At 70.7% G+C, this 12,312-nt stretch carries 12 protein-coding genes, 1 pseudogene and 1 riboswitch; of the genes and pseudogenes, 1 reads left to right on the top strand and 12 read right to left on the bottom strand.

From position 1 onward, the window contains the following. Window positions 1-339 (bottom strand): annotated as a pseudogene (locus tag E1165_RS24560) (anthranilate synthase component I family protein); the annotation flags it as partial. Window positions 340-486: 147 nt separating this feature from the next. Between E1165_RS24560 and E1165_RS24555 the strand changes: the two are divergent. Further along, a complete protein-coding gene (locus E1165_RS24555) occupies window positions 487-687 on the top strand; it encodes a DUF5999 family protein (RefSeq protein WP_123239682.1) in 201 nt (66 codons plus the stop codon). Between the two features lie 134 nt (window positions 688-821). Here E1165_RS24555 and gcvP read toward each other — a convergent pair whose 3' ends face one another. From gcvP to E1165_RS24500, 11 genes are all read right to left on the bottom strand, one after another. Continuing rightward, entirely contained in the window at window positions 822-3,644 is a 2,823-nt protein-coding gene (gene gcvP / locus E1165_RS24550; protein ID WP_132394110.1) for an aminomethyl-transferring glycine dehydrogenase, read from the bottom strand. 72 nt (window positions 3,645-3,716) lie between these two features. Next, a riboswitch (glycine riboswitch) is annotated at window positions 3,717-3,812 on the bottom strand. A gap of 67 nt (window positions 3,813-3,879) precedes the next feature. Next, entirely contained in the window at window positions 3,880-4,749 is an 870-nt protein-coding gene (locus tag E1165_RS24545; RefSeq protein WP_132394109.1) for an NAD-dependent protein deacetylase, read from the bottom strand. Window positions 4,750-4,950: 201 nt separating this feature from the next. Beyond that, window positions 4,951-5,601 carry a hypothetical protein gene (locus E1165_RS24540; RefSeq protein ID WP_132394108.1) on the bottom strand — a complete coding sequence of 217 codons (651 nt, stop codon included), beginning with the start codon at window positions 5,599-5,601 and terminating at the stop codon, window positions 4,951-4,953. Further along, window positions 5,598-6,827: a globin domain-containing protein gene (locus tag E1165_RS24535; protein WP_132394107.1), complete on the bottom strand. Its 1,230-nt coding sequence runs from the start codon at window positions 6,825-6,827 to the stop codon at window positions 5,598-5,600. The genes E1165_RS24540 and E1165_RS24535 overlap by 4 nt, the downstream gene beginning before the upstream one ends. Window positions 6,828-6,831: 4 nt before the next feature. Continuing rightward, window positions 6,832-7,983 (bottom strand): nitric oxide synthase oxygenase, encoded by a 1,152-nt coding sequence (locus tag E1165_RS24530; RefSeq protein ID WP_132394111.1) that lies wholly within the window; start codon window positions 7,981-7,983, stop codon window positions 6,832-6,834. Window positions 7,984-8,382: 399 nt separating this feature from the next. Continuing rightward, entirely contained in the window at window positions 8,383-8,958 is a 576-nt protein-coding gene (locus E1165_RS24525; protein WP_132394106.1) for a MerR family transcriptional regulator, read from the bottom strand. Between the two features lie 184 nt (window positions 8,959-9,142). Continuing rightward, window positions 9,143-9,607: a bifunctional nuclease family protein gene (locus tag E1165_RS24520; protein ID WP_132261839.1), complete on the bottom strand. Its 465-nt coding sequence runs from the start codon at window positions 9,605-9,607 to the stop codon at window positions 9,143-9,145. A 176-nt stretch (window positions 9,608-9,783) separates the two neighbouring features. Next, window positions 9,784-10,482: a MerR family transcriptional regulator gene (locus E1165_RS24515; RefSeq protein ID WP_207917030.1), complete on the bottom strand. Its 699-nt coding sequence runs from the start codon at window positions 10,480-10,482 to the stop codon at window positions 9,784-9,786. A 50-nt stretch (window positions 10,483-10,532) separates the two neighbouring features. Further along, window positions 10,533-10,985, bottom strand: coding sequence for an FHA domain-containing protein (locus E1165_RS24510; protein ID WP_088962138.1), 453 nt, complete (start codon window positions 10,983-10,985; stop codon window positions 10,533-10,535). A gap of 222 nt (window positions 10,986-11,207) precedes the next feature. Next, a complete protein-coding gene (gene gcvH / locus E1165_RS24505) occupies window positions 11,208-11,588 on the bottom strand; it encodes a glycine cleavage system protein GcvH (protein WP_132394104.1) in 381 nt (126 codons plus the stop codon). Window positions 11,589-11,644: 56 nt separating this feature from the next. Next, window positions 11,645-12,312, bottom strand: a 668-nt coding sequence (locus E1165_RS24500; RefSeq protein WP_132394103.1) for a DUF881 domain-containing protein, incomplete at its 5' end; no start/stop codon positions are given.

Raw genomic sequence — 12,312 nt, 5'->3', positions numbered from 1 at the left:
GCCTCGGGCTGCGGCCGGGCCGTGGTCGTAGACGACCACGGCGATGTCGGGCAGCCCGGGCACCGGGCTGGGCGGGCCGGCAGCGCCGCCGGCCATGACCGCGCCGGCGGTGGCCGAGACGAACAGGGCGGCTCCGCACACGCCGTCGGGGTCGTGGACGGCGGGTCGGGCCAGGTCGGTCAGGTCCAGTCCGTGCGCGGCGAGGAACGTCTCGACCAGGGCCGCCGGGTCGCCACCCTGGGTGACGGTCCACTCGCGGCGATCCCGTTCGATCAGTACGCCGCGGCACTGGTCCGGCACTCCCGGTGGATCAATCGGCGGTCGTGGGAGCGTTTCCACGCCGACTGGCTCATTCTTCCTCATCCGTTCAGCGGATTTCCGGTGAACAAAGCGGATGGCTGCTCGATTCCGCGCGCATGCGCTTGGTACTGTGCGTCACTGATCATGTGAACCATGACACAGTGCCCCCACAGTCCGGAGAACCCGATGTGCCAGCACCAACCCACCTGCCCCTCTGCCGAAGCGACCGACCGGGAAGCCGCCCGCGTCATCGCCTGCTTCCCTGAGCAGGGCTGGAGCCTGCTCTGCAACGGTGTCATCGTCTTCGAGGACACCGGCGAACTGCTCCCCGACGGCAGCTCCATCGCCCCCCACCGCGGACCCGCCCGACACGCACTCGTCGCCTGAGGCAACCACGTTCCGTAACCGGAGCGGGTCACCTCGCCACAGGCTAGTCCCCCGGTCGGGGACCGCCCTCCCCCAGGTCGCGACCCCACCGGCCGGGGCGGCACGACATCCGCCGCCCCGGCGCAGCGCACGAATCAGTCCTCGTACGCCTGCGGCGACGGGCACGCGCAGACCAGATTCCGGTCGCCGTACGCCCCGTCGACCCGGCGCACCGGCGGCCAGTACCTGCCCGCCCGGTCCACCCCGGCCGGGTACGCCCCGACCGACCGCGGGTACGGGTGCGGCCACTCGTCGCCGGCCACCATCGCCGCGGTGTGCGGGGCGTTGACCAGCGGATTGTCCCCGGCCGGCCACTCACCCGAGCCCACCCTGTCGATCTCCCCACGGATGGCGATCATCGCGTCGCAGAACCGGTCCAGCTCGGCCAGGTCCTCGCTCTCCGTCGGCTCCACCATCAACGTCCCCGCCACCGGGAACGACATGGTCGGGGCGTGGAAGCCGTAGTCGATCAAACGCTTCGCCACGTCGTCCACGCTCACCCCCGTCGCCTTCGTCACCGGCCGCAGGTCCAGGATGCACTCGTGTGCCACCAGACCCTTGTTGCCGGCGTACAGCACCGGGAAGTGCTGCCGCAGCCGCGCCGCGACGTAGTTCGCGGCCAGCACCGCCACCCCGGTGGCCCGGGTCAGCCCCGCCGCTCCCATCATCTTCAGGTACGCCCACGGGATCGGCAGGATCCCCGCCGACCCGTACCGGGCCGCGGAGATCGCCGGCCCGCCGTCCACCGCCACGCCGCCCGGGTCGCCGGGCAGGAACGGCGCCAGGTGCGCGCGCACCGCCACGGGCCCCACCCCCGGCCCGCCGCCGCCGTGCGGGATGCAGAACGTCTTGTGCAGGTTCAGGTGCGACACGTCCGCCCCGAACCTGCCCGGCTTGGCGAACCCGACGAGCGCGTTGAGGTTCGCCCCGTCGACGTACACCTGGCCACCGGCGTCGTGGACCTTCGCGCACAACTGCGCGATGCCCGTCTCGTACACGCCGTGCGTCGACGGGTACGTCACCATGATCGCCGCGAGGGCGTCCCGATGCTTGTCGATCTTCGCGTCGAGGTCGACCAGGTCGATGTCGCCGTCGCCGTCGCAGCCGACCACCACCACCCGCATCCCGGCCATCACCGCCGACGCGGCGTTGGTGCCGTGCGCCGACGACGGGATCAGGCACACGTCCCGGTGCCCCTCGCCCCGGCCACGGTGGTACGCCCTGATCGCCAGCAGCCCGGCCAGCTCCCCCTGCGACCCGGCGTTGGGCTGCACGCTGACCGCGTCGTACCCGGTCACCTCCGCCAGCCACCGCTCCAACTGGCCGATCAGCTCCCGGTACCCGGCAGTCTGCGCCGCCGGGGCGAACGGGTGCACGTCGGCGAACTCCGGCCAGCTCACCGGCTCCATCTCGGTGGTGGCGTTGAGTTTCATCGTGCACGACCCCAACGGGATCATGCCCCGGTCCAGCGCGTAGTCGAAGTCGGCCAGCCGGCGCAGATAACGCAGCATCGCCGTCTCCGAGTGGTGGGTGCGGAACACCGGATGGGTCAGAAAGTCACTGCTGCGGCGCAGCGCCGCCGGCAGCCCCTCCTCGCCGGCACCGTCGAAACCCGGCACCCCGAACGCCGCCCACACCGCCGCCAGGTGCGCCGGCGTGGTCGTCTCGTCACAGGTGACCCCCACCCGGTCGGCGTCGACCAGCCGCAGGTTGACGCCGCGCGCCGCGGCCGCCGCGACCACCTCCGCGGCCCGGCCCGGCACCGTCGCGGTCACCGTGTCGAAGAACGCGACGTCCGCGACCTGCACCCCACCGGCGCGCAGCCCGGCCGCGAGCCGCGCCGCCATGCCGTGGGTACGCCGGGCGATCGCCCGCAGGCCGTCCGGGCCGTGGTAGACGGCGTACATGCCGGCCATCACCGCCAGCAACACCTGCGCGGTGCAGATGTTGCTGGTCGCCCTCTCCCGCCGGATGTGCTGCTCCCGGGTCTGCAACGCCAGCCGGTACGCCGGGTTGCCGTCCGCGTCGCGGGACACCCCGACCAGCCGGCCGGGCAGCATCCGCTCCAGCCCCGCCCGCACCGCCAGGTAGCCGGCGTGCGGCCCACCGAAACCCATCGGCACCCCGAACCGCTGGGTGGTGCCGGCGGCGATGTCCGCGCCGATCTCCCCCGGCGGGCGCAGCAGCGTCAACGCCAGCAGGTCCGCCGCCACCGTCACCAACGCCCCCACCGCGTGCGCGGCCTCGACCAGGCGCGTGTGGTCACGCACCGCCCCCGACGCCCCCGGGTACTGCAGGTGCAGACCGAAGAACTCCGCCGGCAGGTCCTCGCGTGCGACGTCCACGACGCGGACCTCGATACCGAGCGGCTCCGCCCGGCCGCTGATCACCGCGATCGTCTGCGGCAGGGCGTCGGCGTCGACCACGTACACCGCGCTGGCGCTCCTCGACACCCGCCGCGCGAGGGTCATCGCCTCCGCCGCGGCCGTGCCCTCATCGAGCATGGACGCGTTCGCCGTCGCCAACCCGGTCAGATCCGTCACCATCGTCTGGAAGTTCAGCAACGCCTCCAACCGACCCTGACTGATCTCCGGCTGGTACGGCGTGTACGCCGTGTACCAGGCCGGGTTCTCCAGCACGTTACGGCGGATCACCGCCGGGGTGTGCGTACCGTGGTAACCCAGCCCGATCATCGACACGGCCACGGTGTTGCGGGCCGCCAGGGCCCGCAGCTCGGCGATCGCCTCCCGCTCCCCGGCCGGCTCCGGCAGGTCCAGGGTGCCGTGCCAGCGGATCACCTCGGGGATCGCCGCGTCCATCAGCTCGTCGATCGAGGCGTAGCCGACGGCCTCCAACATCCGGCGCTCGTCGGCCGGACCGGGACCGATGTGCCGGTCGGCAAACTGCTCTGCGGTCATGCGCTGCGCTCCTAGCGGGGGCGAGGTCGACGGGTCGGCCTCCCCCTGAGTCGCGCACAGCGCTCCACAGTGCCTGCCCCCGCGGTCCTTTTGCCTGAGAGGTTCCGGGGAGAATCTGCCCCTTCGGCGCCGCCCCGACGGTGGGGCGGTCTCTCCCGCGTGGGTGGTACCGGCATGGTCAACGCTACCAGCGCCGCCGCCACCGGCCGCCGTCGTACCCCCCCAGGGCGCCCGGCTATCCGGCGACCGGCGCCGCCGCACCCACCGGACCGGCGCCCAGCCGGTCGGCCACCGCCGGCAACAGCCCACCCAACGCCGCGTCCACCCGCAGGGTCGCGTACCCGTCGCCCCGGGTCGGACCCCGGTTGACGATCACCACCGGGATGCCCTGCCGGGCCGCCCGCAGCACGAACCGCCGCCCCGACAGCACCGTCAACGACGACCCCAGCACCAACAGCGCCCGCGCCCGCGCGACCATCGCGAAACACCGCGCCACCCGGTCGGCGGGCACCGCCTCACCGAAGAACACCACGTCCGGTTTCAGCATCCCCGTCCCGCAGCACGCGCAGTCGACCGTCCGGAACCCGGCCACCTGCCCGTCGTCGAGCGCGACGTCACCGTCGGGGCGCACCTCCCCGGCCATCGCGGTGAACCCCGGGTTGGCCTCGCGCAGCCGCCGGTCCAGGTCCTCCCGGGCGCTCCGGCCGCCGCACCCCAGACACACCACCTCGTCCAGGCGGCCGTGCAGCTCCACCACCTCGCGGCTGCCCGCGGCGGTGTGCAACCCGTCGACGTTCTGGGTGACGATCCCGTCGACCAGGCCGGCGGCCTGCAACCGGGCCACCGCCCGGTGCCCGTCGTTCGGCACGGCCCGAGCGATCGTGCGCCACCCCAGGTGACTGCGCGCCCAGTACCGGCGGCGCGCCACCGGGTCACCGGTGAACGTCTGGTACGTCATCGGGGTGTGCCGGCGGGCCACACCGCTGGGCCCCCGATAGTCCGGGATCCCCGACTCGGTGGACAAGCCCGCCCCGCTCAACACCACGACACCACCGGCGGCCACCAGACCGGCCAGCGCGTCGATTGTCTCCGTCACCCGTACCATGCTGCCGCACGGCGGGCGCGGGCGGCCAGGTGAGCGTCGTCGCCCGCCGCGCCAGCCATGATCGAAACGCCGTGTCACGCCCCGCCCTCGACGCGCGGCACGCTGGCCACCGGCCGGACGCCGGTTCGCGGCGGATGGTGGTACCGCACGCATACACCGACACGACCGCCGCCCGCGCGATGATGACACCGACGCGCCCCGTCAGCCGCCGAGCACCGCCCGCAACTGCGCGCTCGCCCCCGCCACCGCCTGCGCGTCGACGCGCATCTGCTCCGCCTGCGCCGCCAGGTACGCCTGCCACCGCTGCAACTGCTGCTGCGCCGCCGCCACCGCCGCCATCGCCGCCGCGTGCCGCTCCTCCAACTCCTGCAACCGGCGCTGCACCTCCGGCGACGGCCCCGCCGGCAGAGCCGGCACCCCCGAACCCACCGCACCGGCCCGCCGGTGCGCCTCGGCGAGGATCTCGTCGGCCTGCCGCCGCGCGTCCGCGATGATCTCCGCGCCTTCCGCGCTCGCCTCACCGACGGTCCGGTTCGCCTCGTCCTGCGCCCGCATCGCCAACTCGACCACCATCGGATCCGGCCCCTGCGGCGCGGTGGACGGCAACGTCCCGTGCCGCAGCATCTCCACCTGGCTCAACAGCCCCTGGTTCTCCCGCCGCTGCCGCTCCAACTCGCTGACCAGCAGACCGATCCGGTCATCACCGGCCCGCGCCAGCTCCGTCACCTCATCGGCGGACAACCAGTGACTGCCCCGGAACCGCCGTGCCTCCAACAGCGACAACTGACGGCCCAACTCCCCCTGCTCCGTCGAGCCGGACGCGACAACCCGGTCGCTGTGCTCGACGCTCACCGGGCACCTGTCCAACTGAAGTCACCCGGGACGGCCGTACTGGCCTCGGCGAGGGGCGGATAGAGAGAATGATCGTAACTTTCGGTCAGGATCCGCTCAGGACGCACCCCCGAACGCGTCAACACCGAGACCGTCTCCCGCGTCATCTCCGGACTCCCACAGACCAAAACCTCGGTCTCCTCCCACGGCCCCAACCGCAACGCCGTCTCCACGGCCTTACCGACCGCACCCTGCCAACCCCAACCCACCTCCACCGTCGGCACGTACCGCAACCAGCCCGCGCCGCCGCCCTGCCACGCCCCCGCCGCCGGCATCGACGCCAACTGCGCCAACGCCTTGTCGTCGTACAGGTCCTCCGGCGTACGGCCACCCACCACCAGGGTCGTGCGCCGACCCGGGCCCTGCTGCAACGCCTCGGCCACCGCCCGCAACGGCGCCACCCCGGTACCCCCGGCGATCAACAGCAACGGCAGGTGCGGCGCCCGGTCGTACGACGACAACGCCGTCCCCGTCGGATGCCCCAACAGCAGCCGGTCCCCCGTGCCCAGCCGGCGCACCACATGCGTCGAGAACCGCCCCGTCGCCCGCACGTGGAACTCGATCGTGCCGTCCGCCCGTGGCGCGTTCGCCGGCGACAGATACCGCCACAACCGCAACTGCGGCACCTGCACCGGCAACGACTGCCCCGGCGCGTAGTTGCACAGGTAGTTCGGCCGCACCGTGAACACCGCCACGTCCGACCGGCGCCGCTCCGCGCCCAGCACCTCCGCCTCCCAGAACGGCGGCGACGACCGCTCCGACTCCGCCGCCCCCGCCAGCATCAGCTGCGACACCGACTCGTACGCCGCCGCCCACTGCTCCTGTAACGCCGGTGTCCAGCCCGGACCCAGGAACCGCTCCAACGTGGCCAACAACGCCTGCCCGACCCACCCGTAGTGCCGGGGCCCCAACGCCACCGGATTGCCGCGCTGATCCTCACCGTGGAACCGGCGGTGGTCGGCGCCCAACCGTCGTGCGAACACCGCCAACGCCGCCGGATCGTCCAGGTGCGTGATGATGTGCCCGAGGGCTTTGAGCAGCTTGTCCTCCTGATACTGCATGTTCGTCGGGAACATCGACCGGGCCTCCGGAGCCATGACGAACAACGTCGCGTAGAAGTACTTGGCCGCCTCCGGACCCGCCGCCGAGAACTGGCTCCAACTCTGGCGCAGCGCCGCGCTGTCCATACCGTCAGACCTCCTGCGACCGCGCGGTGGCGTGCTGCTCCCGCAGCGTCGACTTCACCACACCACTGGGGTCGTACACCCGCGGCGTCGGCCAGATGTTCGGATTCGGCACCCGGGTGTCGTAGTAGCGGTGGTGCACCGCGTGCAACGCCGCCCACCCCACACTGCCGTTGAGCCACGACCAGTCACCGTGCACCGGCCGGCCCGCCCGCTCCTCCTGCGCGCAGAACTTCATGAACAGCTCGGACTCGGTGTGCGGATCCGACACCCGCACACCGGCCAACGCGAACGAGTGCAGCACCGCCTGGTTGATCACCAGCACCGCGTGCTCCCGCCACAGATTGTCCTCTCGGGAGGTGTCCAAACCCAACGCCCGCGCCACCACCGGCAACTGGTCGTACCGATCCCGGTCCCCCATGTTCCGGGTACCGATCTCATCGCTGAGATAGTGGCCGTTGAACGGCGCGCAACTGTAGTCGACACCACCGATACGCAACCGCATGTTGCTGATCACCGGCAGGGCGTGCCACCGCAGCATCAGATCCGCGAACCACGGATGATCCGGATGCGACAACGCTACCTCACGAACCAACTCCCGCGGCACCTCCACCACCGTCGGCTCCTCCCGCGCCGTCTCGATCACCCACGGCAGCAGGTCGAAACGACCCGGCACCGGCGGCACCCGCCACCCCAACCGCCGCGCCGCCTCCGTCATCCCCACCTGCGCCGGGTCACCCAGCACCGAACCGTCGTCCCGCCGGTGCCCGCAGTAGCGAACCAACTGGTCGTTCCAGATCCGCGCCCGCGGACCCACCCCCGGCCGATCCGGTGCGAACACCGTCACCACCGACTGGATCCGCCCACCGTTGTCCCCCGCCACCAGGTGCGCCGACAACTCCCGGGCGATTCCCGCCACCGTCGTCACATGCCGCCGATCGCGGACCTTCAACCCGGCCCACCGCACCCGGCCCACACACCGCACCGACTGCCGCCAGGCCACCTTCGCCCCGTACACCAGCTCGTTACGGGTGTGCCGGTACGACCCGGTCACCGCGATCTCGTCACGCACCTGCGCCAGCCGCTCGCCGAGCCCCGGCAACCGCCGCTCCCGGTGGAACAACTCCAGGAACTCCGCCGCCTCCTCGGCCACGTCCATGCCATCCGCCACGACGCAACCACCGGCCGACCGGCTCACCGCCACCGGACAGCCCGACACCGCATGCTCCGCCACGGCGCTACCGGCCCGCCCCGAGCCCACGCCGACATGGTGGTCTATGTGCACTTCGGCTCTTTTTCCCGTCCTCCGGCAGGCCCGACGCGACCCGCGTCATCACCCGCATCAGCTCGACGCCACCCACCAGAAGTCACTCAGCGTGACCAGTCGGCGCTCCTGGTGATCGCCCTGGACAGGATTCCTGGGAACCCCACAACTGTCAACAAGACGACCGCACCACGGAAACACCACAAAGGACACCACCGAACCAGCCCGCACCACAGTCACCCGACACGACAACGCCGCGGCCGACAACGGCCGCGGCGCACGCACCACACAGACTCAGCCCGCCCGACGACGCGCGCGACGCGCCGCCAACTCGTCACCCACCTCCGACGCCGACCCGACGGACTCCCCGCCCGACGTCGCGGGCTCGGCCGGCAGATGCGACAACGAACCCTGGATCTCCTTGAACGCCCCACCGATCGCGATACCGAACACGCCCTGGCCGCCCTGCAACAGGTCGACCACCTCCTCCGGCGACCGGCACTCATACACCGTCGTCCCGTCCGAGATCAGCGTGATCCCCGCCAGATCCTCCACCCCACGCGACCGCAACGCCTCGATCGCCTTACGGATGTTCTGCAAGGACACCCCGGCATCCAACAACCGCTTCACGACCTTCAACACCACCAGGTCGCGGAACGAGTACAACCGCTGCGTCCCCGAACCCGACGCGTCCCGCACACTCGGCACCACCAGCGACGTCCGCGCCCAGTAGTCCAACTGCCGGTAGCTGATTCCCACGGCGTGACAAGCGGTCACACCCCGGTAACCCACCACACCGTCACCGTCCGTGCCCGCCACACCCGGCCCGCCCCGCTCCGTGCCCGGCTCAGGATCCTGCGGCTCGTGCATCCCGACAACCTCCCCGTCAGTGCGGTGACACGTCGTATCCGGAACGTGCACCCCTCGACAAGGCAACCCTACCGACGCACCCGGGAGTTACCCCGCAGGAACGACCGCGACACGCCGCACAGGCACACGACACACCCCAACCCGTCACCCACCGTGACGACACCGTCAGGAGGTCGCACACCCCTCAGCCGGCGAAATCCTCCGGCCGTACCTGCTCCAAGAACTCGCGGAACTTCTCCACCTCGTCCTCCTGCTCGTCCGGGATCACGATCCCAGCCTCACTGAGGACCTGCTCCGCACAGCGAATCGGCGCACCCACCCGCAACGCCAACGCGATCGAATCACTCGGCCGGGCCGACACCCGCACCCCGTCCCCGATCAGCAGATCCGCGTAGAAGACGTTCTCCTTCAACTCGGTGATCTCCACCGCACGCAACGGCGCCTTCAACGCCGCCAACACGTCCCGCAACAAGTCATGCGTCAACGGCCGGGCCGGCTTGACCCCCTGCTGCTCGTAAGCGATCGCCGTAGCCTCAACCGCACCGATCCAGATCGGCAGATAGCGGTCGCCCTCGACCTCCCTGAGCAGGACGATCGGCTGGTTGTTCGGCAGCTCCACCCGAACCCCGACCACGCTCAGCTCGCGCACCGCCGCCTCCGTGTCGTCGTCATCCAAGCCCCCACCGCGCCCATCCCTGCACGGTACACGGACCGCGACACGGTCATCCCATGCGCACCAGCCCCACGCCCGCGCCAGAAAAGGCTTACCCCGGCAAGCCTACGACACGCTTCCCGGGGCAGATCTCTCCGCACGACACCACCGACTCACCGACCCAACGTCGACCGCAACCCCACCCGCACCAAAGCCGCGTGCAACTGCTGCGACAACGCCACCAGCTCCCGCGCCGTCTCCGCCGCCCGCGCCCGCGCCGCCGGATCACTCTGCCGCACCAACGGCGCCACCAACTGCGCGAACAAACCCACCTCACGATCCGCGGCGGACCGGTACCCCCGCAGATGCCGCGGCTCCAACCCGTACGCCGCCAATCCCGCCACCGCCCGCGCGATGATCAACCCATCCGCGTCATACCACCCCGGCGGATCCGACACCAGCACACCCAGCCGCTCCAACTCGCCCAACGTCGACTCGTCGATCCCGCTACGCGCCACCAGATCAGCCCGCCCAAGCCGCACCTGCGACGACTCGGGCTCCTCCACCGACCGGCCCGGAACCTCACCACCCGGACCCACCGCCACCAACGCCGGCCGCTGCCAACCCGGCGGCTCACCACCGGCATCCCACTGCGCCAACTGGTCACGAATCACCCGCAACGGCAGATACTGATCCCGCTGCGCGGTCAACACGAACCTCAGCCGGGCCACGTCATCCCAGCTGTACTTCCGGTAACCCGCCGCCGTCCGCTGCGGCTCCACCAGCCCCTCGGCCTCCAGGAACCGCAACTTCGAGATCGTGACGTCCGGGAACTCCACCCGCAACTGCCCCAGCACCTCGCCGATACTCATCAGCGGATGCGACCGGGCCGCCCCAGGCGGCGAGGAAGCCGCAGGCTCGTTCACCCCCGGCCGGCCTCCTCCTCCGGACGCGGACCGGCGATGAACACCACCCGGAACTTACCGATCTGTACCTCGTCGCCATTGCTCAACGTGGCCGCCTCGACCCGCTCCCGGTTCACGTAGGTGCCGTTCAAGCTACCCACATCCCGCACCGTGAACGTCCCACCATCCCGGTGGAACTCCGCGTGCCGCCGTGACACCGTCACGTCATCGAGGAAAATGTCACTGTCCGGATGCCGCCCGCTCGTGGTCACGTCATGGTCCAGCAGGAACCGGGCACCCGCGTTCGGACCACGCCGCACCACCAGCAGCGCCATCCCCGGCGGCAACGAGCCGGACATCCGGCTCGGCACCACATCGGTGTCCGGACCCTCCAACACTTCGTCCAGCGAACCGAGATTGAGCGTCGAAGTGACGTCGAGCGGGGGGAACTCGTCGCCTGGGCGCGTCATGGGACCACCTCACGGATCAGTTCGGTCAGCGTCAGGGTAATGGCGGGTCTGGCCGCCGGGCAGTCGCACACCCGGCGGCTGGCTCCCCGTGCCCGGGAAGGCAATTACACAACGCTCAACTATGGAAATCTCGGTCGACTGGGCGAGCCTAGCCAGCGCCGAAATGCAGGGCAACCGGACGCGCGGAAACATCATCGTCCCCACGCCCGGCACAGGCAACACTCAGCTCTCGGTGAGCTCGCGGTACGCACCAGCCGTCAACAGCCCGTCCACCGCGGACGGATCATCCGCGGTGATCTCCAACAACCAACCCGCACCGTACGGATCCGTGTTGATCACCTCAGGGGTGTCACCCAGCGACTCGTTCCGCGCCGCCACCGTTCCGCTCACCGGCGCGTAGATCTCCGACACACTCTTGGTCGACTCGATCTCACCCAACGGCTCACCAGCAGCCACCACCGCACCGACCTCCGGCAACTGGACGAACACGATGTCACCCAGCGCCTCCTGCGCGAAATGAGTGATACCGACACGGAGCCTGCCGCCATCGGCACCGACCACCCACTCGTGCTCGGCGGTGTAACGCAGATCCTCAGGAATCACCAGACGCGTCCTTCATCCATCGGTGCACCGGGACAACCCGGCGCGGGCCGCGCCGGTCACGAGACCGGACGGGCGTGTTCCAGTTTGATCGGCCCGTGCAGCGCCGAAACCTCGGCAACCTCACGCTCCTCGACGATCACGTTACCGCCGTCTCCAGCAACCGTCGCGGCCACCCCGCCCGGAATCTTCAAGGCCGTCTCCATCGTCGCCGGATCACCGATCACCGTGATCGTGTACGGACCTGACAACGACCGCCCGTCCACGACCAACGACCCGTTCGGCCCGTCCAGGAAGAACGTCGACGCCACGATCCGCACCGGCGACCCACCCGCACCGGAAATCTGCATCGCCTCCGCGCCCGCACCCCGCAACTCCTGCACCGCGTCCAGGACCCGCTCCGCCGCGATCGGCTTGCCACCCGCCACGAACCGCACACTCAACCCCGGCCCCCGCGCCGGCAACGTCCCCGCCAGGATCCCCAGCTCGTCCGCCCGCCGCCGGGCCTCATCCAACGCCGCCTGCCGACCCTGCTCACCGGAACGCAACTGCCGCTGACTCTCCTCCAGCGCCTCGATGTCCTGCTGCAGCCGCTTCTCCCGGGAATCCAGATCCGAGTAGATCCGGACCAGATCCTCCTGCCGGGTAGCCGCCAACGTCGGATCCGTCGACGTCGTCTTCAACTGCACCACCAGGGTGAACCCCAGCAATGCCAACAGCCTTTCAC

Origin of the sequence: Micromonospora sp. KC723 (assembly GCF_004348595.1) — a bacterium.
In the GTDB taxonomy this organism is placed as follows: domain Bacteria; phylum Actinomycetota; class Actinomycetes; order Mycobacteriales; family Micromonosporaceae; genus Micromonospora.
Note: the sequence above shows the minus strand (reverse complement) of the source record. Positions and strands in the feature narration are given on the sequence as shown.

Coding starts and splice junctions, on each gene's coding strand:
- E1165_RS24515 (WP_207917030.1), bottom strand. CDS start 10,482: ATGAGTATCGGCGAGGTGCTGGGGCAGTTGCGGGTGGAGTTCCCGGAC.
- E1165_RS24525 (WP_132394106.1), bottom strand. CDS start 8,958: ATGCACGAGCCGCAGGATCCTGAGCCGGGCACGGAGCGGGGCGGGCCG.
- E1165_RS24510 (WP_088962138.1), bottom strand. CDS start 10,985: ATGACGCGCCCAGGCGACGAGTTCCCCCCGCTCGACGTCACTTCGACG.
- E1165_RS24545 (WP_132394109.1), bottom strand. CDS start 4,749: ATGGTACGGGTGACGGAGACAATCGACGCGCTGGCCGGTCTGGTGGCC.
- E1165_RS24555 (WP_123239682.1), top strand. CDS start 487: ATGTGCCAGCACCAACCCACCTGCCCCTCTGCCGAAGCGACCGACCGG.
- E1165_RS24530 (WP_132394111.1), bottom strand. CDS start 7,983: ATGGACGTGGCCGAGGAGGCGGCGGAGTTCCTGGAGTTGTTCCACCGG.
- E1165_RS24535 (WP_132394107.1), bottom strand. CDS start 6,827: ATGGACAGCGCGGCGCTGCGCCAGAGTTGGAGCCAGTTCTCGGCGGCG.
- gcvP (WP_132394110.1), bottom strand. CDS start 3,644: ATGACCGCAGAGCAGTTTGCCGACCGGCACATCGGTCCCGGTCCGGCC.